The following is a 21,208-nucleotide window of genomic DNA, read 5'->3' as shown; positions in this document are numbered from 1 at the left end:
CCAGACTCGTATTGAACACGGACAACCCATCTAATTCCTTCAGGCGATGGGTTTTTATCGAGCAGGCGACCGCCTGCTTCGAGGGAAATACTGGTCGAACGCATCCCACACCGGCGCAAAGTCCAGATTGACCTGGCGCTCGCGCTTGGACAAACCGGCGATCAGCGTTCGGTCTTCGTTATCCAGATTCCCGTCGAGCGCTGACAGCGGCGTACCGCATCGGCCAGGTACCGAGGCCGAGTTTGGGCATGTTCAAACCCTGTGCATTAACGATGCGCGACATAGTCGATCTCCCGTTCGTAAGCGGTAATACCTGCGATATGGCGCGCGGCGATGTAGCCGAAGGTCAGCGCCGGGCCAAGATTGATGCCGCCGGCGGGGTAGTGCCCGCCCATGATGCTGGCCGTGTCACCACCCGCTGCGTACAGCCCGGTGATGGCCTCGCCCGATTCGCCGAGAACCTGAGCATGTTCATTGACCTTGAGGCCGGCGAAGGTGCCGAAGCAGCCGGGCTGGACCTTCACGGCATAGAACGGGCTTTGTTCGATCGGTGCGACGCAAGGGTTGGGTTGCTGCAACGCATCGCCCTGTTTGCGGTTGTAAGGCGTCGAACCGCGACCGAACAGCGGGTCTTCACCGTTACGCGCGTGCCGGTTGTATTCGGACACAGTGCTGCGCAAACCGTTCGGGTCGATGCCGCAGGCCTCGGCCAATTCCTCGATCGTGGGGCCGGTTTTCAGATAGCCGCTGTGGATAAAGGATGACAATGGCACCGGAAACGGCCGAGAGATACCCAGGCCATAACGCCGCTGAAAGCCATGGGTGCAGACCAGCCAGGAGGCGACTGCTTCGCCCTCCGGGGTGGCGGCGACCATGGCGGTCACATAGTCGTAGTAGCCGTTGGCTTCGTTGACGAAGCGCTGGCCGTTGCTCAACACGCCGATGATCCCCGGTTTGCCGCGCTCGATGATGTGCGGGAAGTGGCCGATGCTGCCGTCCTTGTGCGGCACTTGCGAAACCGGTGCCCAGGCGACGGGCGACGCCAGATCGGTGTTCACCCTTGCGCCAGCGCTTTCACCCAGTCGCAAGCCATCCCCGGCTACGCCGAGGGGCGGCAGAGCCAGGTGTTCATTGCCGGTAGGTGTGCGAGGAAACAACGCCTTGCGCCGCTCAATGTCATTGGCAAAACCGCCGGCCGCCAGCACCACGGCCTTGCGCGTACGGATGCGGACTTTGCCTTTGGCGGTGCTGACCACCGCGCCTCGGACCTGATCGTTTTCGCGCAGCAGCTCGGTAACGGGTGCCGACTCCCAGAGCAATACGCCGAGGTCTTCGGCGGATTTTGCCAGCCGAGCCACCAGCGCGACGCCGTTGACCAGCTGCATCGCCCGACCATAAACAGCGAGGTCGAACAGGTGCCGCGAAAAGCGCCGGGTCACGTGCCAGGCCGCCGACAGCGAGCGCGTCAGGTTGAGAAAGGCCGAGAGGTCCGTACCTGCCATGATCGGCATGCCCATGAACGAAGTTTCCTGCAGGGTTTTGCGAAGACGCTTGAGCAGCCTGCCGACTTTTCGTCCGTCATAAGGCGCTGCGATGACCGAACGTCCACCGGTGCCAGCACCTGGCGTGTCGCCATGAATGTCGGCAATGGCGTTGCCGTCGGCGAATTGCAGTGAGGTGTGCTGCTCGAAGAATGCCACCATCCGTGGCCCGGCTTCGAGGAAAGCATCAATCATGGCCGGCTCGTAATGCTCGCCCAATTCGTGTTTCAGGTAAGTGCGCGGTTGTTCAACGTCTTCGACGATCCCTGCGCGCCGGGCCAAGGGGTTGCACGGCACCCAGGCCCAGCCACCGGACCACGCCGTGGCGCCGCCGAACACCGGATCTTTTTCGACCACGATGACTTTCAAGCCATGCCACGCCGCGGTGACTGCAGTCGATAGCCCGGCCGCACCGGAGCCGACGATGAGCACGTCGCAATCGATATCCGGAAGATTATTTGATTCGGCAGGCATCGTCTGAAGCTCCAGCGGTTTGTATTTTTTAGAATTTGATTCCAGAAAATATAGGAGCGTAATCGAGCTCGGCAACCGTTCAACGGGTAAAGCGGGCGGTTATCGGACAGTGGGTTCCAGATTTCGCATTCGGTCAGTTGTCTTCTAGAATCGGACAAATTTTGTGTGGAACCTCCCATGGCCGGCAGTCAGATCGAACGTGTTTTCAGCGTGCTTGAAAGCCTCACCAGTGACCCTCGAGGCCTGCCGATGCAGACGCTGGCAGAGCAACTGGATATTCCCAAAAGCGCGACTCACCGGTTGCTCGCCGAGCTGATTCGACTGGGTTACGTGCGACAGAATCCGGAGAACCTGCGGTATCACCTGTCGACCAAACTGGTCGCCATGGGTTTCCGTTACCTGTCGGGCAGCGGCGCGGATATTGTTCAGCCGGTGCTTGATCGCCTCGCCCAGGAAACCGGCGAGCTGGTGCGTCTTGGGGTGATTGAAGGTGAGCGGCAGATCTGGATCGCCAAATCCCAGGGCGCCCGTTCCGGCCTGCGTTACGACCCGGACATGGGCCGCGATGCGCCCTTGTTTTACACCGCGTCGGGGCATGCGTGGCTGGCGTGTATGAGCGATGCCGAGGCGCTATCACTGGTAGAGCGGCAGGGTGGCGAGCGGCCGAAGGACCTCGGGCCGAATGCACCACGTTCCAACATCGAACTGCTGGAACGCTTGCGCCTGGCGCGGGAGCAGGGTTATGCCTGGGTCGAGGAAAGTTCGGCGGTGGGCACCTCGGCGATTGCTGCGGTGGTGCGGCATCCGAGTGATGGTCGAGTCATCGGTGTGCTGAGCATCGCCGGGCCCAGCGCACGGATGCCGGGAGCGCGACTGCATGAGTTGGCGCCGCTGTTGTTGACGTTTACCGAGGAGCTGTCGGCGGCCAGTTTGGCGTCTGAGTTGTTCAGCTGATCGCTTCCCCTGTAGGAGCAGAGCTTGCTCGCGATGAACGATGACGCGGTCTTTCTGAGACACCGCGGTGTCTGCATCGTGAGCAAGCTTTGCTCCTACAGAAGCCGTGCGCTGTTCGCACACTTTTGCGGTTTGCTTGTGTGAGAATCTGGAACCAGGTTCTAAATTATTGGAATTCGCCCTTCCGACAATAATCACAAGAGGACCGCACGATGAGTTCACCCCTTCGTATTGCCCTGATCGGGGCTGGCAACATGGGCCAGCAGCATTACCGGCATCTGCAATCCCTGACGGAAGCGACCTTGTGCGCAGTGGCCGATCCGGGTCCGCAAGCAGTGGGCCTTGCGGCGGAATGGGGCGTGGTGTATTTCGCTGATCACCGTCAGATGTTGGAGCAGGTCAAGCCAGACGCGGTGATCGTCGCCAACCCGAACACGCTGCACGTCAGCACTGCACTCGATTGCCTCGCTGTCGGCGTGCCAGTCCTGCTGGAAAAACCGGTGGGCGTGCACATGGATGAAGTCCGCGAGCTGGTCGCCGCTTCGAAAGCCACGGGCGTTCCTGTCCTGGTCGGTCATCATCGCCGGCACAATCCGCTGATCGTCCGCGCCCATGAACTGGTGCAAAGCGGCGCGTTGGGCCGGCTGACGACGGTGACCGCGCTCTGGCAGTTGCGCAAACCCGACAGCTATTTCGAGACGCCCTGGCGCCGTGAACCCGGCGCCGGAATGTTGCTGACCAACCTGATTCACGACCTCGATCTGCTCCGGCATTTGTGTGGCGAAGTGCGGCAGGTTCAGGCGATCACCAGCAATGCGGTGCGCGGGTTTGCCAACGAAGATTGCGCGGCGGTGTTGCTGCAATTCGACAGTGGCGCGCTGGGTAGTTTGACCGGTTCGGATGCGGTCGCGGCGCCCTGGAGCTGGGAGCTGGATTCCGGCGAGAACCCGGTGTACCCACGTCAGGCCGATCAGCCGTGTTATCTGCTGGCCGGGACCGGTGGTGCGTTGAGCATTCCGCAGCTTAAGCGTTGGCATTACGCCGACACTGATGGGGGATGGCACCAACCGTTGCTGGCGGTGCAGGAAAACTTCAGCGCCGATGAAGCGCTGCGTTTGCAGTTGCAGCATTTCGTGCGCGTGGCGCGTCGGGAAGTCGAGCCGTTGGTGAGCGTCGCCGATGCCGCCCGCACGTTGGCGCTGATTGAAGCGATACGCGAGGCCGCCGAAACCGGCCGTGCCTGCGCACCGACCTTGATCGAGGGATGAACATGAACGAACGGATCTTTTCCCTGGCCAGCCTGACGGTGCTGGAATTGTCACCACCGGAGATGGTCGAAGTGGCGGTACAGGCCGGTTACAGTCATGTCGGATTACGGTTGGAGCCTGCGACGCCTGAAGAACACCACTTTGCGCTGGTCGCCGATGTCGGGTTACGGCGCAGGACATTGGCGCGACTGCGCGATACCGGCATTCGTGTGTTGGATGTCGAAATCCTGCGTCTTAAACCCGAAACCGTCGTCGCCGATTTCGAGAAGATTCTGGCGGTCGGTGCCGAATTCGGTGCCAGTGAATTGCTGGTGGCCGGTAACGATTCTGACGAACAGCGGCTCACCGATAACTTCGCTCGACTCTGTGATCTGGCAGCACCTTACGGGCTTCATCCGCACCTGGAGTTCATGCCGTGGACGGATGCGCGCAATCTCGAACAGGCGGTGCGCATCGTTGAAAACGCGGGGCGTGAAAACGGTGCGATGTTGGTGGACGCGTTTCATTTCGACCGATCGGCTTCGCGGCTGGAAGATCTGGCCAGAGTTGCCCCGTCACGGTTACGGTATGCCCAGCTGTGCGACGTCGCCGGGCCACGGCCGACGGACATGGCGGAAATTCTGCGCCAGGCCCGTAACGAGCGGCGTTTTCCGGGCGATGGCGATTGTGATCTGGCGGGGTTGTTGCACTGTTTACCGGCTGATATTCCGTTGAGCCTGGAGATCCCCACCGTGAAGTTGCTTGAACAGGGTGTGAGCGGGTTGCAGCGGGCGCGGATGGCGTTGAGTAAAACCCGTGAATTGTTGGCGCGGCTGTAAGCGGTGCTGCGCACCCGCGATGCTTTTGACTTTAAAAACAAAGGATACCAAATGACCATCAGCACTCCGCTCTCCGGCGTAAACCAACCCTTCAAAGGGATTCTGCTGATCGTCGTTGCGACCTTCCTGTTTTCAAGTCACGACGCCTTGTCGAAATACCTCTCGGGCTTCTACCCGATCGTCATGGTGGTCTGGGCTCGTTATCTGGTTCACACCTTACTGATGGCCGGGATTTTCCTGCCGCAATCCGGGCTGGGTGTCCTACGAACCAAACGGCCGTTACTTCAGCTGTTGCGGGCGTTGTGTCTGTTGGGCACCAGTCTGTTTTTCACCACTGGCTTACAGTACATCCCCTTGGCCGAAGCCACGGCGGTCAACTTTCTCGCGCCCGTTCTGGTGACTGCGCTGTCGGTGCCACTGCTGCGCGAGCACGTCACGCGTGGCCAGTGGATTGCGGTGATTTGCGGATTTATCGGCGTGTTGATCATCGTCCATCCCGGCGGAGAACTCTTTACCCCGGCGGTGTTGCTGCCGCTCTGCTCGGCGCTGTTTTTCTGCTTCTATCAGTTGCTCACCCGCAAGCTCAGCAACATCGATAGCCCGACCACCAGCAACTTCTTCGCCGGGCTGTGCAACACGCTGGTGATGAGCGCGCTGGTGCCATTCTTCTGGCAAGTCCCCTGCCTGGGCCATGGATTTATGATGGTGGCGCTGGGCGCCTGCGGGATGACGGCTCACCTGTTTCTGACGCAAGCCTTCCGGCACGCCGCCCCAGCGTTGTTGGCGCCGTTCGGTTATTGCCAGATTGTCTTTGCCGGTTTGCTGGGCTGGTTGCTGTTTTCTCACACGCCGACCCTGACCACGGTGGTCGGGATCGCGGTGATTTGTTGCAGCGGGTTGGCAGCAGCCTGGCAGCAGAGTCGTCGGTGAGAGAAGAAGGGCAGGCCTGGAGTCAGGCCTGCCGGGGGAAGGGTTTTACAGGGTGACGGTCGGAATCTTGCGCGGTGCCATGAAGTACATCCAGATCAGCGCGATGAAGTACATCGCCGGAATCATGGTGAACAGCACGGTGTAGTTGTTGTTGGTGATTGTCAGAATGTGGCCGACCAACTGCGTCATGAACATCCCGCCGATGGCCGCGCACATGCCACCGAAGCCGAACACCGTACTCATCATGTGCTTGGGCGTGTAGTCCATCACCAGGCTCCAGATGTTCGCGGTCCAGGCCTGGTGCGCACCGATGGCCAGGGAGATGGCGAACACCGCGACCCACAGGCTGCTCGAGCCCGCCGCCATGATCACGCCGACGATGCAGCAGGCGAACAGGAACATGGACATCAGCCGCGCCTTGATCGCGTTGACGCCTCGGCCGATCAGGAACGAGGACAGGATCCCGCCGCCGACGCTACCGAAGTCAGCGGTGAGGTAGATGATGATCAGCGGGATACCCATCTGGGTCACGTTGATCCCCAGGTTGTATTGCTGATTGAGGAACGGCGGCAGCCAGTAGAGGTAGAACCAGAACACCGGCGCGGTGATCGCGTAAGCCAGGGCGAAAGCCCAGGTGCCACGCATGCGCAGGATCTTGGAGAACGGCACGCGGGCTTGTTCCGGCTCGACTTCCTTCTGGATGTAGTCCAGTTCCGATTGTTTAACGCTCGGGTGATCTTCGGGGTTGAAGTACTTCAAGCCCCAGAGCACCAACCAGATCCCGCCCAGCGCCGACATGCACAGGAACGCGGCCTGCCAGCCCCAGACGTGAAGGATCAGCGGCAACAACATGGGGGTGAACATCGCACCGACGTTGGTCCCGGCGTTGAAGATGCCGGTGGCCACGGCGCGTTCGCCGGCCGGGAACCACAACCGGGTGGTCTTCACGCACGCCGGGTAGTTGGCGGCTTCAGTCAGACCCAGAATGAACCGGCAGACCATGAAGCCGACGGCCGAAGTGGCCAGGCCATGGGCACCGGTTGCCAGGCTCCAGAGCAGCACGGCGAAGAAGAACACGCGCTTGACGCCGACCCGATCGATCAGCCGGCCTTGCAGCACGAAACCGATGGCATAGCCGACCTGGAACCAGAAGTTGATGTTGGCGTAGTCCATCGCCGTCCAGCTCATTTCCTTGGCGAGGATAGGCTGCATCACGCCCAGGGCGGCGCGGTCAATGTAGTTCAGGGTGGTGGCGAAGAACACCAGCGCCAGCATGCCCCAACGGGTTTTGCCGACCGCCATGGCGCCGCGGATCTTGTCGCCGATGCCGCTGGGGGCAGGAGTCATGGAGGAACGCTCCATGGAAGAGCTTTGAGAAGGAGTCATGTAGGGCCACCGATTATTTTTATGTGGTGTTCTGGGTCTTTGGTAACCGGGTCCTGTGGTTTATGAGCGGACCCAATGTGGTGTTGATGTTGCGCAGTGGACGAAAAATCGTCAATTCGCCAAGGGGCATTGTGTTCGATAATCGCACGTAAAACTAACCGGGTAGTACACTTTGAATTGCTGTGCGGGATCTTGCAGCCAATAATTCATTTCAAGAAAAACGCGGTCCCTGTAGGAGCACGGCTTGCCGGCGATGGCGTCCACGAGATCGCCATCGCCGGCAAGCCGTGCTCCTACATAAAGCGTGCAATGCCCCTAACAAGATTGTCTCCACCACCGGGAGTCGAAATATGCAGCGTTCCATTGCCACCGTGTCCTTGAGCGGTACCCTGCCGGAAAAACTTGAAGCCATCGCCGCCGCCGGTTTCGACGGGGTGGAAATTTTCGAGAACGACCTTCTCTACTACGACGGCAGCCCGCGGGAAATCAAACAGATGTGCGCCGATCTAGGGATCGCGATCACGCTGTTCCAACCGTTCCGGGATTTCGAGGGCTGCCGCCGCGACCGCCTGCCGCGTAACCTGGAACGGGCCGAGCGCAAGTTCGACTTGATGCAGGAACTGGGCACCGACCTGGTGCTGGTGTGCAGCAACGCCTCGGCTGACGCCATCGGTGATGAACAGATTTTAGTCGACGACTTGCGCCTGCTGGCCGAACACGCCGGTGCTCGTGGTTTGCGGATCGGCTACGAAGCGCTGGCCTGGGGCCGCCACGTGAACACTTATCAACAGGTGTGGAACATCGTCCGTCAGGCCGATCACCCAAACCTCGGCGTATTGCTGGACAGCTTCCACACGCTGTCACTCAAGGGTGATCCGAGCGCGATCGCCGAGATTCCCGGCGACAAGATTTTCTTCGTGCAAATGGCCGACGCGCCGATCCTGGCCATGGACGTGCTGGAATGGAGCCGGCATTTTCGCTGTTTCCCAGGCCAGGGTGAATTCGATCTGCCGGGTTTCCTCGCGCCGATCATCAAGAGCGGTTACACCGGGCCATTGTCGCTTGAGATCTTCAACGACGGCTTCCGCGCCGCGCCGCCACGGGCCAATGCCGCCGACGGTTTGCGGTCGTTGCTGTACCTGGAAGAGAAAACCCGCGAGCGGCTGGCGCAGGAAACCCAACCAACGGTCAACCCCGACATTCTGTTCGAGACACCCAAGGCCAGCGAGTACAACGGCATCGAGTTTCTTGAATTCGCCGTGGACGAAAGCCTTGGCGCCAAGCTTTCGCATTGGCTGGAGCGGCTGGGCTTCGTCAAGGCAGGGCAACATCGTTCCAAGAGCGTGAGCCTGCTGCGTCAGGGTGATATCAACCTGATCCTGAACTCCGAGCCTTACTCGTTCGCCCACAGTTTTTTCGAGGCACACGGCCCATCGCTGTGCGCCACCGCCATGCGGGTCAAGGACAGCACCAGTGCGCTGGCCCGGGCCGTGGCTTACAAAGGTCAACCGTATCGCGGACTGGTTGGCCCCAATGAACTGGAGCTCGCCGCCGTGCGCGCGCCGGATGGCAGTCTGATTTATCTGGTGGATCAGGATGCCGACGTCTACGGCACCGACTTCAACCTGCAACCCACCGCCGTGGCCAGTGGTGGCCTCAAGCGCATCGACCACATGGCCATGGCGCTGCCGGCCGACAGCCTCGACAGTTGGGTGCTGTTCTATAAAAGCCTGCTGGATTTTGAGGCCGACGACGAAGTGGTACTGCCTGATCCGTATGGTCTGGTGAAGAGCCGGGCGCTGCGCAGCCGTTGCAGTTCGATCCGCTTGCCGCTGAACATTTCCGAGAATCGCAACACCGCGATCTCACACGCGCTGTCGAGTTATCGCGGCTCCGGAGTGCATCACATCGCCTTTGATTGCGACGACATCTTTGCCGAAGTCAGCCGAGCCAAGGAGGCGGGCGTGCCGCTGCTGGATATCCCGCTCAATTACTACGATGACCTCGCCGCGCGGTTCGATTTCGACGACGAGTTTCTCAGCGAACTGGCGTATTACAACGTGCTCTACGACCGGGATGCTCAGGGTGGCGAGCTGTTTCACGTCTACACCGAGCCGTTTGAAGGGCGGTTCTTCTTTGAAATTATCCAGCGCAAGAATGGCTACGCGGGGTACGGTGCGGCCAACGTGGCGGTGCGACTGGCGGCGATGGCCAAATCGCGCAGTGGTGCCGTACGTCAGGCAAAGTTGTAGGAAAATCGTAAACACGGGGACAAACCGCCGCCGCGCAGCTTCCTTCACTGTGCGGCGCGGCCCATAATCGCCAACCTGTGCAGTGATGGCCGTGAGCCCGCAATGACGATAACTTCAGAACTCTCCGCAGCGCCCGACGAACCGATTGTCGAGCCGCGCAAGAGTCGTAAGAACAACCCGGAAAAGACCCGCGAGAACATCCTTCAAGAAGCCATTGTCGAGTTCGTCCAGCAGGGGCTTTCCGGCGCTCGCGTCGATGCGATCGCCGAGCGCATCCACACCTCCAAACGCATGATCTATTACTACTTCGGCAGTAAGGAACAGCTCTACGTCGAGGTGCTGGAGAAACTCTACGGCGATATCCGCAGCACCGAAAACCGTCTGCACCTGACCGAACTGGCGCCGGTGGAAGCGATTCGTCGGCTGGTTGAATTCACTTTCGATCACCATGATCACAATGTCGACTTTGTGCGGATTGTCAGCATCGAGAACATTCACAACGCTGAGTACGTGAAACGTTCCGATACGATCAAGGCGATGAACAACACCATTCTCGATTCACTGGGCGAGATTTTGCGTCGCGGTGCTGAGGAAGGTGTGTTCCGGTCAGGGCTTGAGCCGCTGGATGTGCACCTGTTGATCAGTTCGTTTTGCTTCTATCGCGTGTCGAACCGCCATACATTCGGTGAGATTTTTCAGATCGATTTGCCGGACGAAAGCATCAAGCAGCGTCATCGAGAGATGATTTGCGAGTCGGTTTTGCGGTATTTACAGGCCTGATGTGAGGTGAGGGGAATACCCCCCCGCCACATCCATTCAGCCATTCATGCTCTGAAAATGCTCCAACATCCGCTGCGCATCCGGCACCACGCCGCTGAACAACTCAAACGCCTTCACCGCCTGAAACACGGCCATGTTGCCGCCATCCAGCGTTCGGCAACCCAATGCGCGGGCGTTGCGCAGCAGTTCGGTTTCCAGTGGGAAGTAAACAATCTCCGCCACCCACAATTCACCTCGAAGCAGTTCCACCGGCACTGGCATGCCCGGCAGTTTCTTCATGCCCATGGGGGTGGTGTTCACCAGACCGTCAGCCTGGGCCAGGGTGCTCGGCAAGTCATGGCCCGCCACAGCCCGGCCGACGCCGAAATGTTGATTGAGGTTGTCCGCCAGTGACTGAGCGCGGCTGATTTCCACGTCGAAAATGCTCAGCTGTTGTACGCCTTCACTCAATAGTGCATGGGCCACTGCCGCGCCCGCGCCACCGGCGCCCATTTGCACGACGCGCTCAAGGGCAACGCCCTTCAAGCCACGACGAAAACCTTCGGCGAACCCCAGGCAATCGGTGTTGTGGCCGATGCGTTTGCCGTCCTTCAACACCACCGTATTGACCGCTCCAATGCCTCGGGCTTCCGGTGACAGTTCGTCGAGCAGCGGGATGATCGTCTGCTTGCACGGGAAGGTGATATTCAGGCCGGTGAAGTTCATCCGCTCGGCGGCCATCAGCAGGTCGGGCAGGGCGCTGCTGTCGAGTTTCAATTGATCGAGATCGATCAGACGATAGAGGTAACGCAAACCCTGGGCATCGCCTTCATGCTCGTGCAGGGCGGGGGTGCGAGAGGCCTGGATGCCGGCGCCGATCAGTCCGGCCAGTACCGCGTTGTTCTGAGTCACGGCCTTCACCCCTTCAAACGTTGACTGAAATGCTCCAGCGCCAGGCGATAGCCGTGGCTGCCGAAACCCGCCATCACCGCGGTGGCGATGGCCGAAACAAAAGAGTGGTGGCGGAAGGGCTCGCGGGCATGAACATTGGACAGGTGGACTTCGATCACCGGCAATTCGCTGGCGACCAGGGCATCGCGGATCGCGACCGAGGTGTGGGTCCAGGCGGCCGGGTTGATGACGATCCCGGCGCAACGGCCGCGGGCGGCATGAATCCAGTCGAGTAGTTCGCCTTCATGATTGGTCTGGCGAAACTCCACTGCCAGGCCGAACTCTTCGGCGGCACGACCGCACAACGCTGAGATATCCGCCAGGGTTTCGTGGCCGTAAGTCGCCGGTTCACGGGTGCCGAGCAGGTTCAGATTCGGGCCGTTGAGCACCAGAACGATAGGGGGCATCGGAGTCTCTCCACTTATTATTTTTGGCATTGGCCGAGGGTTTCAGCCTGTGGAGATAAATTGTACTAGCTAGTTAGTTTGGTCAATTGAAGAGGAGGCTCGCAGGGTTATTGTGTGCGGTGATCGGACGGTTTCGGCTTCTCAGCGGGGCAGGTGCTCCACCAGAAAATCGATGAACGCCCTCAATCGCAGCGGCATATGGCGGCTTTGCGGATAGAGCAGGGTGAACGGTCGCGAGCGTCCGCCATAGGGCTTGAGCACTTCCACGAGTGAGCCATCGGCCAGTTCGTTTTCGACGATGAAGCGGTAGGTCTGGAACAGTCCCGCGCCATGTTTGGCCAGGGTCACGCCGCCCAGTACGTCGTCGGAACAACTGAGATTGCCCTCGGCCAGAATCTCCCGGTGCACGCCATTGTCGTTGAACAGCCAGGCAATCCGCCGACCGCTGCTGGGCAATTCGTACTGGATGCACTCGTGCTGTTTGAGATCGTCCAGCGTGTGTGGAACGCCCGCGTGCTTCAGGTAGTCAGGACTGGCAATCATCACCAGCGCGGCGTCTTCCAACTGTCGGGCGATCAGGCCGGAATCCGGAATCGCCCGCACGCGGATCGCCATGTCATAGCCTTCGCCGACGAAATCGATGTTGCGATTGCTGATGTGTGACTCGACCTTCACCGCTGGAAAGCGTGCCCGAAAAGCCGGCAACAACGGCAGAATCCGGTGATGGGCATAGGTGGTGGGAATGCTGATGCGCAAGGTGCCGGAAGGCTGTTGCTGCTGGCCCATGACCTCGCGCTGGGCCTCGACCAGTTGCGCCAGCGCCTGGCGACATTCCTCGTAATACCGCCGACCACTGTCGGTCAGTTTGACGCTGCGGGTGGTGCGGGCGAACAACCGCACGCCCAGGCGTTCTTCCATGCGCGACACCGAGCGGCTCACTGCTGCCGGCGTCACGCCAGCCACCAGCGCGGCGGCGGTAAAGCTGCCGGCTTCGGCCGCCAGACAAAACAGTTCGATGCTACCCAACTGAAGATCGTCGAATTGTCGCTGCATGATTGATTACACCGGGGATCAAATGAAGAACTGAATTTCGCCACTGTAGATGAAATTGTCGAAGCGGTGCTTTACTTGACCCACGCCGATTTCACCACCGGCTTTGTGGGCAGTGGACGGCGGGATGAGCAGCGGCACGCGGTCAGTCTTCTTCAATCACCAGACAGGAGCAACATCATGCCTTTCGTCAGCGTACGTATCACCCGTGATGGCGTGACCCGGGAGCAGAAAGCCCAGGTCATCGCCGAAATCACCGACACCTTGCAGCGAGTCCTCGGCAAGCCTCCGGAGCTGACCCACATTGTGATCGAGGAGGTCGACACGGATAATTGGGGTTATGCCGGAATGACCACGACCGAGTATCGAAAAAATCAACCAGGGTGATTGTGTGGCAAACCAGGAAAGCCGTCCTCGTGACGGCTTTTTTGTGGAAGCGGTGAAAGGATTGCTTACCAATTTGCGCCGTCATCCGCCGGCCTGATGAGGGCCTGAGCGCTAGGCTCAATGGCGGATGGCTGATCGAATGCTCAGCGCCAGTTGTCGGATTTTCCAGGGAATGTCGAGTCTTCGGGCTCATTAACCTAACGGATGGGTTAGCATGAAAGTATGCAGCTACAAAGGTTTTTCAGTGGTGATCATGTTGCGCGATGAACATTGCCCACCTCATGCGCATGTGGATGCAGGCACCTGGAGTGCACGCTTCAAGTTTAGCTACTGGCACAACAGCGTCGAACTTTGGGACGTTGTCCCGCACTCGCGACGGCCACCATTGGCAGTGCTGGAGGGTTTGCGTCAGACGCTCAGGCAACCAGCCCATTTGCGGCGAGCTCGCGGTATCTGGTGGAGCAAATTGAAGACAGCCTGTCTCGACCATCAGCTTTGGGATTGGCAGACCAATGAAGTCGTCGTGATGAAGCGGATCGCCAGTACCACCTACATGATTGGCTCGGCGTGTTATGAACCACGGGAGAGCAAAACCTTATTGACCCTGATCGGGGCAGCGGAAGGTGTGGAGATCGAACTATGAAAGCAATAAAGGCAAACAATCTGGCGGATCGGCCAGTGACCGAAGCGGTTCTGGATGATGCGATCGAGCGGGGAAAATTGCGCCGCAACAGCGGTTTGCAGGCGACGGCGGTGGCGTTTCTGGAGCCGTGTCTGGTGGTCAGCTTCGACGATGGTAGTGGCGTGCTGCTTCCAGTGAAGCTCTACCCGGAATTCGATGGTTTCGAGACCGAGGATTTCGACAGAATGAAAGTCGGTTTTTCAGGGACCGCCCTGTGCCATGAGGGCAAACACCTGCAGGTCTCTATCGCCGGGATGATTTCGGCGAGCAAACCGCTGATGGACATGGCCGCTTCGGTCATCGCCTCACGCAATGGTCGCCAAAGCAGTGCCGCCAAGGCCGAGGCCGCGCGTGCCAATGGCCGCAAGGGCGGGCGTCCGCGCAAGACAGATATCACGCTTTAAGCACACACAAAAAAGCCGTCGTGAGGACGGCTGATTTGTATCTGGCGCCGGCAATTACCGGCGGGTCAACAACACCCCGGATTCCATGTGATGGGTCCACGGGAACTGGTCGAACATTGCACATCGGGTGATGCGGTGGGTGTCGTGCAACTGGGCGATGTTGGCCGCCAGGGTTTCCGGGTTGCAGGAGATGTAGAGGATGTTGTCGAAGCGACGGGTCAGCTCGCAGGTGTCCGGATCCATGCCAGCGCGAGGCGGATCGACGAAGACGCTACCGAACTCGTAGCTCTTCAGATCGATACCGTGCAGGCGACGGAACGGACGAACTTCGTTCAGGGCTTCGGTCAGCTCCTCGGCGGACAAGCGCACCAGGGTGACGTTATCCACAGCGTTTTCGCTGAGATTGCTCAACGCGGCGTTGACCGACGCCTTGCTGATTTCGGTGGCCAGCACTTTGCGCACGCGCGTCGCGAGCGGCAAGGTGAAATTGCCGTTGCCGCAATACAGCTCCAGCAAATCGTCGGAGCGATCACCGAGTGAGTCGTAAGCCCAGTTGAGCATCTTCTGGTTCACGGTGCCGTTGGGCTGGGTGAACGCGCCTTCCGGCTGGCGATAGCTGAAGGTGCGACCGCCGACGTCCATCTGCTCGACCACGTAATCGTGACCGATCACTTCGCGTTTGCCCTTGGAACGGCCGATGATGCTGACGTTCAGGTCGGCTGCCAGTTTCGACGCCGCCGCGTGCCAGTGCTCGTCCAGCGGGCGGTGGTAGCACAGCGTGATCATCGCATCGCCGGCCAGGGTGGTCAGAAACTCCACCTGGAACAGCTTGTGGCTCAGGGCCGCACTGGCTTGCCATGCCGCTTTCAGCTGCGGCATCAACTCGTTGATGCGCAGGCTGGCGATCGGGAATTCCTCGATCAGGATCGGCGTGCGTTTGTCTTCCTGGGAAAACATCGCGTAGTGACGCTCGCCGGCTTCGCGCCACAGGCGGAATTCGGCGCGCAGGCGGAAGTTTTGCAGCGGCGAATCGAATACCTCAGGTTCTGGCGCACCGAACGGGGCCAACAGATCACGCAGGCGCGTAACCTTTTCTTCGAGTTGAACGGCGTAAGCCTGGGAATCAAAAGTCATGCGTTGAACCAACCCAACTTGATCACGAACAGAATCGACAGAATCACCAGTGCCGAGTTCAGCTCACGGCCGCGGCCGGACAGCAACTTGATCGCAGTCCAGGAGATGAAACCGAAGGCGATGCCGTTGGCGATGGAATAAGTGAATGGCATGGCCAGGGCGGTGACCACGACCGGCGCCGCAACAGTGATGTCGTCCCAGTCTATTTCGGCCAGGCCGGATGTCATCAGTACCGCGACGAACAGCAGTGCAGGCGCGGTAGCAAAGGCTGGAATGCTGGCCGCCAATGGCGAGAAAAACAGCGCCAACAGGAACAGAATCGCCACGACAACGGCGGTCAGACCGGTGCGGCCGCCAGCACTCACGCCGGCTGCGGATTCGATGTAGCTGGTGGTGGTCGAGGTGCCCAGCAAGGAGCCTGCCATGGCCGCGGTACTGTCGGCGATCAGGGCACGGCCCATTTTCGGCATGTGGCCGTCCTTGCCCATCAGGCCAGCGCGCTTGGCGACGCCGATCAGGGTGCCGGAGTTGTCGAACAGATCGACGAACAGGAAGGCGAAGATCACGCTGACCAGCCCGATGTCCAGGGCGCCCTTGATGTCCAGTTGCAGGAAGGTCGGGGCCAACGACGGTGGCATCGACATCACGCCGCCGAACGGGGTGAAGCCCATCAGGATCGAAACGATGGTCACCGCCAGAATGCCAATTAGCACCGCGCCGCGCACTTTAAGCGCTTCAAGCGCCACGATCAGGGCAAAGCCGAGGGTCGCGAGGATCGGGGCCGGTTGTTTCAAATCGCCGAGGCCGACCATGGTTGCCGGGTTGCTCACCACGATGCCCGCGTTATGCAGGGCGATCAGGGCCAGGAACAGGCCGATACCGGCGGCAATCGCCGAACGCAGCGGCAACGGGATACTGTTGATAATCCATTCGCGGATGCGGAAGATCGACAGCAGGAAGAACAGTACCGCCGAGATGAATACCGCACCCAGCGCCACTTGCCAGGTGTGGCCCATGTGCAGGACCACGGTGTAGGTAAAGAAGGCGTTCAAGCCCATGCCCGGCGCGAGAGCGATCGGGTAGTTGGCGATCAGGCCCATCACCGTCGAACCGATGGCGGCTGCCAGACACGTGGCGACGAACACCGCGCCCTTGTCCATGCCGGTCTCGCCGAGGATGCTCGGATTGACGAACAGAATGTAGGCCATGGCCAAAAAGGTCGTGACGCCCGCCAGAATCTCGGTCCGCACGTTGGTGTTGTGTGCCTTGAGTTGAAACAGCCTTTCCAGCATGCCCGCTCCCCGTGGCGCGCCAGGCGCCGTGAATGTATCGACCTCAACAGCAAAGCACAGACCGCTGATGGCGCCTGGTAATTTTCTGTGGGTCGGAAAAAGCCGCGCATCATACCAGCAGCGTGGGGCAATGGCTGCTTATGGCTGCGATCGTCGTCGATGTTTTGCGGTAAAGCCAACTGCGCCATACTGCGCGCTGGTTTTGGGGGTACTTATGTATTGCATGAATAAACGTCTGATTGCCGTATTCGCAATGGCGATCGTCTTGTTCCTGGGGGCACACACCGCCTCGGCTGCATCGGCGCTACCGTTGAGTCAGGTGAAGGTACTCAAGGTCGAGTCGCCGAGCTGTGGTTTTGAAAACATTGCCGAGGGGCAAGAGCAGACGCGCTGTAATCACACTGGGCCGAACATAAAGATCTACGTGCTGGAAGTCGGCTATGGTCGTGGGGCGCATGTCGGGCTGGACGGTTTTGACGTGAACGGCACCCGGACCCCTGTGTGTGCTTTTGATAATGGCAACCTGACTGAGTGCACCGTAGGGAGAAAAAACGTCGGCTATTTGTATGTATTCGATCTGGCCGGCAAGCAGGAAGGTACGTTCACCTTCAGCAACACATCGATCAACGCGCCAGGCAATACGCTGTCGACGCAGCTTTACATCAAGTAACGGCGGGCTCGAACAAGGGTCAGGAAAGCTGACTACGCTTTAAAGATCATCCTGTGGACTGCGCCCATGACCTTTAGAGCTCTGATTACCCTCGCCGAGGGCATCGATGACCTGCAATCAGTGACCCTGATCGATGTGTTGCGCCGCGCCAAGATTGAAGTGGTGGTGGCCAGCATCGAGGGGCGGCGCATGCTCACCTGCGCGCGCGGCACCCGAGTGACGTCCGACGCGATGCTGGTGGACGTGCTGGCCCAGCCGTTCGACCTGATCGTCCTGCCCGGCGGTGCCGTGGGGGCGCAACATCTGGCGGCCCATCAACCCCTGCAACAATTGCTCAAGGATCAGGCGGCGGCCGGGCGACTTTTCGCCGGCATCGCCGAGGCCCCGGCGCTGGCGCTGCAAGCCTTTGGCGTACTGCGTCAGCGGCGCATGACCTGCCTGCCATCGGCCAGCCATCAACTGTTGGGCTGCAACTTCGTCGATCAACCGGTGGTGGTCGATGGCAACTGCATCACTGCCCAAGGTTCAGGGGCGGCATTGCAATTCGCCCTGACGCTGGTGGAACAACTCTGCGGCAAAGCCAGGCGAGCGGCGGTGGCAGGGGAGTTGGTGGTCTAGAGCATGCCTTGGGCAAACTGCTTCAAGCCTTCACTTCTTCCACCGGCACATGCATGCGGTCGCGCTCGGCCAGGGTCGGGAACAGTTTGATCCACGCCCCGGTCACCACCAACGTGCCAATACCGCCCATGACCACTGCCGGCACGGTGCCGAACCAGTGGGCGGTCAAGCCGGATTCAAACTCGCCCAACTGGTTCGAAGCGCCGATGAAAAGACCGTTCACGGCACTGACCCGGCCGCGCATTTCATCCGGTGTTTCCAGTTGCACGAAGGAGGCGCGGATCACCATGCTGATCATGTCCGCCGCGCCCAGCACCACCAACACCGCCAGGGAAAACCAGAACGAGGTCGACAGGCCGAACGCAATGGTCGCGACGCCGAATACACCCACAGCAGTGAACATGACCCGTCCGACTTTGCGCTCCACGGCAAATCTCGCCAGGTACAGCGACATCAGCAGCGCACCGACTGCCGGCGCTGAGCGTAGCAGGCCCAAGCCCCAAGGGCCGGTCAGCAGAATGTCCTTGGCGAACACCGGGAGCAGCGCCGTTGCGCCACCGAGCAGGACGGCAAACAGATCCAGAGAAATCGCCCCGAGAATGTCCGGACGACTACGGATGAAGCGGATGCCCGCCAGCAACGAATCCAGCGTCGCCTTGCCCTTGTTCAGCGGTGTCTGCCGTGCGGGCAGGTTGAGCATCAGCGTGCAGGCGATGATGTAGAGGATCACTGTCGGGCCATAGACCCAGACGCTGCCGAAGGCGTAGAGCAACCCACCGAGGGCCGGGGCAACGATAGTCGCCGATTGCTGTGCGGATTGGGCGGCGGCCACGGCGCGGGGAAACAGCGCGCTGGGCACGATGCTCGGCAGCAGGGCCTGAGTGGTCGGCATCTCGAAGGAGCGGGCGGCACCGAGCAGGAACGCGAGGATGAAGATCATCTCCCGGGTGACGTGGTCGGTCGCGCTGCCGATGGCCAGCGACAGGGCGATCAACGCTTGCACGGACTGACAGATTGCCGCGACCTTGCGCCGGTCATAACGGTCCGCGACATGCCCGGTGTGCAGCATGAACAGCACTCGGGGGGCGAATTCCACCAGACCGACCAGGCCCAGATCGAGCACATTGCCGGTCAGTTGGTAGAGGTTCCAGCCAATGGCCACCGTGAGCATCTGAAAACCACTGGCGGTAAACACCCGAGCCAGCCAGAACGCGATAAATGGGCGGTGATGACGTAACAGCAAGGGCGCTTGGCTGGGCATCTGAGGGCAGGTCTTGAGCGAGGAGAGGGTCGAGATTATCACCAAGCTGTAACCAAAAGTTGCAGGGTTGGGAAATTTCGTTAGCTAGACACCGATTTTGAGTTGTAACCCTTGTAGCAGTTGGCGAAGCCTGCGTTCGGCTGCGCAGCTGTCGCAAAACCTGCCAGCTCGGTCTACCTGAAGCTCCGCGGTATCTGTTTTCACGACTGCTTCGCAGCCGAACGCAGCCTTCGGCAGCCGAACGCAGCCTTCGGAAGCTGCTACAGGGCTGCCGGCGACGGTATGAGGCAACCTGTCACGCGGCAAAAGACCACACCGTCCATCGTCAAAAATGGGACTACTCTTTTAACGTTGCTTGATCCAGATCAAGACCGCTCGTGGAATTGATCCGGCGGCCAGATGGCCAGACTCCCTACGTTGTGATGTTTGTAAAAAAAGAACGAATTCAAATTCGCCACACTCCATATCCGTGGGGGCAGTGGGTGTAGGCCACAAGCCTTCAGCCGGTATTACCTGACAGAGGAAGACTTATGTTCGGTTTGGAGGCACTTGATCTCGCCCGGATGCAGTTCGCGTTCACCATTTCGTTTCACATTCTGTTTCCCGCCATCACCATTGGCCTGGCGAGTTACCTCGCGGTGCTCGAAGGCTTGTGGCTGAAAACCCATAACGACACGTACCGCGACCTGTACCACTTCTGGTCGAAGATCTTTGCCGTCAACTTCGGCATGGGCGTGGTCTCCGGGCTTGTCATGGCCTATCAGTTCGGCACCAACTGGAGTCGCTTCTCGGACTTCGCCGGCTCCGTGACCGGGCCGCTGCTGACGTACGAAGTACTCACCGCTTTCTTTCTTGAAGCCGGTTTCCTCGGTGTCATGCTGTTCGGCTGGAACAAGGTCGGGCGCAATCTGCACTTCTTCGCCACGGTCATGGTCGCCATCGGCACCTTGATCTCAACTTTCTGGATTCTCGCCTCCAACAGCTGGATGCAGACCCCGCAAGGTTACGAAATCGTCAATGGCCAGGTCATTCCGGTGGACTGGCTGGCGGTGATCTTCAACCCGTCGTTCCCGTACCGCCTGATGCACATGGCGACGGCAGCGTTCGTCGCGACCGCCTTCTTTGTCGGTTCCTCGGCGGCCTGGCATTTGCTGCGCGGCAAGGACAACCCGGCAATCCGCACCATGCTCTCGATGGCCATGTGGATGGCCTTGATCGTGGCGCCGATTCAGGCCGTCATCGGTGACTTCCACGGGCTGAATACGCTTGAGCATCAGCCGGCGAAAATCGCCGCGATTGAAGGCCACTGGGAAAACGTCGGTGATGAACCGACTCCGCTAATCCTGTTCGGCTGGCCGGACATGAAAGCCGAGAAGACCAAATTCGCGGTAGAGATTCCGTACCTGGGCAGCCTGATCCTCACGCACACGCTGGACAAACAGGTCCCGGCGCTCAAGGAATTCCCGCCTGAAGACCGGCCGAATTCGACCATCGTGTTCTGGTCGTTCCGGATCATGGTCGGCCTGGGCTTCCTGATGATCTTCACTGGTTTGTGGAGCCTGTGGCTACGCAAACGCGACAAGCTCTATACCTCACGGCCGTTCCTGTACCTGGCGTTGTGGATGGGGCCATCCGGCCTGATTGCGATCCTCGCCGGTTGGTTCACTACTGAAATCGGCCGTCAGCCGTGGGTCGTTTACGGCCTGATGCGCACGGCGAATGCGTCCTCCAATCACAGTTTCATGCAAATGAGCATCACGTTGATCATGTTCGTCGTGGTCTATTTCGCGCTGTTCGGTGCCGGTCTGGGCTACATGATGCGCCTGGTGCGCAAAGGGCCGAAGATCGACGAAGGCAAGGAAACGCCCGAGGGCGGTCCAGGCAAGAAACGCACACCGGCGCGTCCGCTGTCCGCAGCCGACGACAACGGTGACGGTGATCACAGCCCCAGCCTGACCAAGGAGATTTGA

General features: G+C 59.9%; 20 protein-coding genes. 12 read left to right on the top strand and 8 right to left on the bottom strand.

What is annotated here, in order from left to right; all coding sequences use genetic code 11:
• Positions 1-266 precede the first annotated feature (266 nt).
• On the bottom strand, positions 267-2,015 hold the full coding sequence (locus tag ACYZTW_RS29275; RefSeq protein ID WP_462002816.1) for an FAD-dependent oxidoreductase: 1,749 nt from the start codon (positions 2,013-2,015) through the stop codon (positions 267-269).
• A gap of 177 nt (positions 2,016-2,192) precedes the next feature.
• Here ACYZTW_RS29275 and ACYZTW_RS29270 point away from each other — a divergent pair, with 177 nt between their 5' ends.
• The 4 genes from ACYZTW_RS29270 (at position 2,193) to ACYZTW_RS29255 (ending at position 5,985) form a co-directional block, all read left to right on the top strand.
• On the top strand, positions 2,193-2,969 hold the full coding sequence (locus ACYZTW_RS29270; RefSeq protein WP_462002815.1) for an IclR family transcriptional regulator: 777 nt from the start codon (positions 2,193-2,195) through the stop codon (positions 2,967-2,969).
• Between the two features lie 212 nt (positions 2,970-3,181).
• The gene (locus ACYZTW_RS29265) at positions 3,182-4,237 is read left to right on the top strand and encodes a Gfo/Idh/MocA family protein (protein WP_462002814.1); all 1,056 of its coding nucleotides are present in this window, start codon (positions 3,182-3,184) and stop codon (positions 4,235-4,237) included.
• 2 nt (positions 4,238-4,239) lie between these two features.
• A complete protein-coding gene (locus tag ACYZTW_RS29260) occupies positions 4,240-5,055 on the top strand; it encodes a sugar phosphate isomerase/epimerase family protein (RefSeq protein ID WP_462002813.1) in 816 nt (271 codons plus the stop codon).
• Between the two features lie 51 nt (positions 5,056-5,106).
• On the top strand, positions 5,107-5,985 hold the full coding sequence (locus ACYZTW_RS29255) for a DMT family transporter (protein WP_462002812.1): 879 nt from the start codon (positions 5,107-5,109) through the stop codon (positions 5,983-5,985).
• A 45-nt stretch (positions 5,986-6,030) separates the two neighbouring features.
• Here ACYZTW_RS29255 and ACYZTW_RS29250 read toward each other — a convergent pair whose 3' ends face one another.
• Complete coding sequence (locus ACYZTW_RS29250; protein WP_462005861.1) at positions 6,031-7,347, bottom strand: MFS transporter; 1,317 nt, start codon at positions 7,345-7,347, stop codon at positions 6,031-6,033.
• 374 nt (positions 7,348-7,721) lie between these two features.
• Here ACYZTW_RS29250 and quiC point away from each other — a divergent pair, with 374 nt between their 5' ends.
• Positions 7,722-9,623: a 3-dehydroshikimate dehydratase QuiC gene (gene quiC / locus ACYZTW_RS29245; protein WP_462002811.1), complete on the top strand. Its 1,902-nt coding sequence runs from the start codon at positions 7,722-7,724 to the stop codon at positions 9,621-9,623.
• A gap of 102 nt (positions 9,624-9,725) precedes the next feature.
• A complete protein-coding gene (locus tag ACYZTW_RS29240) occupies positions 9,726-10,403 on the top strand; it encodes a TetR/AcrR family transcriptional regulator (RefSeq protein ID WP_462002810.1) in 678 nt (225 codons plus the stop codon).
• Between the two features lie 36 nt (positions 10,404-10,439).
• Here the strand turns inward: ACYZTW_RS29240 and ACYZTW_RS29235 are convergent, their stop codons facing one another.
• The 3 genes from ACYZTW_RS29235 to ACYZTW_RS29225 form a co-directional block, all read right to left on the bottom strand.
• On the bottom strand, positions 10,440-11,294 hold the full coding sequence (locus ACYZTW_RS29235) for a shikimate dehydrogenase (protein WP_462002809.1): 855 nt from the start codon (positions 11,292-11,294) through the stop codon (positions 10,440-10,442).
• Between the two features lie 5 nt (positions 11,295-11,299).
• The gene (gene aroQ, locus ACYZTW_RS29230) at positions 11,300-11,740 is read right to left on the bottom strand and encodes a type II 3-dehydroquinate dehydratase (RefSeq protein ID WP_008084592.1); all 441 of its coding nucleotides are present in this window, start codon (positions 11,738-11,740) and stop codon (positions 11,300-11,302) included.
• A gap of 141 nt (positions 11,741-11,881) precedes the next feature.
• Positions 11,882-12,793 carry a LysR family transcriptional regulator gene (locus ACYZTW_RS29225; protein WP_462002808.1) on the bottom strand — a complete coding sequence of 304 codons (912 nt, stop codon included), beginning with the start codon at positions 12,791-12,793 and terminating at the stop codon, positions 11,882-11,884.
• Positions 12,794-12,970: 177 nt separating this feature from the next.
• On the opposite strand from ACYZTW_RS29225, the gene ACYZTW_RS29220 reads away from it, so the two are divergent.
• From ACYZTW_RS29220 to ACYZTW_RS29210, 3 genes are all read left to right on the top strand, one after another.
• Positions 12,971-13,177, top strand: a complete 207-nt coding sequence (locus ACYZTW_RS29220; protein ID WP_462002807.1) for a tautomerase family protein — start codon at positions 12,971-12,973, stop codon at positions 13,175-13,177.
• 214 nt (positions 13,178-13,391) lie between these two features.
• The gene (locus ACYZTW_RS29215; RefSeq protein ID WP_462002806.1) at positions 13,392-13,820 is read left to right on the top strand and encodes a DUF4160 domain-containing protein; all 429 of its coding nucleotides are present in this window, start codon (positions 13,392-13,394) and stop codon (positions 13,818-13,820) included.
• A complete protein-coding gene (locus ACYZTW_RS29210; RefSeq protein WP_462002805.1) occupies positions 13,817-14,263 on the top strand; it encodes a DUF2442 domain-containing protein in 447 nt (148 codons plus the stop codon). Before ACYZTW_RS29215 ends, ACYZTW_RS29210 begins: the two co-directional genes overlap by 4 nt.
• Positions 14,264-14,317: 54 nt before the next feature.
• On the opposite strand, the gene trmA is transcribed toward ACYZTW_RS29210, so the two are convergent.
• Together trmA and ACYZTW_RS29200 are read right to left on the bottom strand one after the other, a co-directional pair.
• Positions 14,318-15,397: a tRNA (uridine(54)-C5)-methyltransferase TrmA gene (trmA, locus tag ACYZTW_RS29205; RefSeq protein ID WP_462002804.1), complete on the bottom strand. Its 1,080-nt coding sequence runs from the start codon at positions 15,395-15,397 to the stop codon at positions 14,318-14,320.
• Entirely contained in the window at positions 15,394-16,689 is a 1,296-nt protein-coding gene (locus ACYZTW_RS29200; RefSeq protein WP_462002803.1) for an NCS2 family permease, read from the bottom strand. Before ACYZTW_RS29200 ends, trmA begins: the two co-directional genes overlap by 4 nt.
• Before the next feature lie 214 nt (positions 16,690-16,903).
• On the opposite strand from ACYZTW_RS29200, the gene ACYZTW_RS29195 reads away from it, so the two are divergent.
• Positions 16,904-17,359 (top strand): DUF4879 domain-containing protein, encoded by a 456-nt coding sequence (locus ACYZTW_RS29195; protein ID WP_462005860.1) that lies wholly within the window; start codon positions 16,904-16,906, stop codon positions 17,357-17,359.
• Between the two features lie 66 nt (positions 17,360-17,425).
• Entirely contained in the window at positions 17,426-17,977 is a 552-nt protein-coding gene (locus ACYZTW_RS29190; protein ID WP_462002802.1) for a DJ-1 family glyoxalase III, read from the top strand.
• Positions 17,978-17,999: 22 nt separating this feature from the next.
• On the opposite strand, the gene ACYZTW_RS29185 is transcribed toward ACYZTW_RS29190, so the two are convergent.
• The gene (locus ACYZTW_RS29185) at positions 18,000-19,238 is read right to left on the bottom strand and encodes an MFS transporter (RefSeq protein ID WP_462002801.1); all 1,239 of its coding nucleotides are present in this window, start codon (positions 19,236-19,238) and stop codon (positions 18,000-18,002) included.
• A gap of 530 nt (positions 19,239-19,768) precedes the next feature.
• Between ACYZTW_RS29185 and ACYZTW_RS29180 the strand changes: the two genes are divergently transcribed.
• Positions 19,769-21,208 carry a cytochrome ubiquinol oxidase subunit I gene (locus ACYZTW_RS29180; protein WP_462002800.1) on the top strand — a complete coding sequence of 480 codons (1,440 nt, stop codon included), beginning with the start codon at positions 19,769-19,771 and terminating at the stop codon, positions 21,206-21,208.

The organism is Pseudomonas sp. LB3P25, from assembly GCF_054897985.1.
This window is presented reverse-complemented; position numbering and strand designations above follow the sequence as displayed.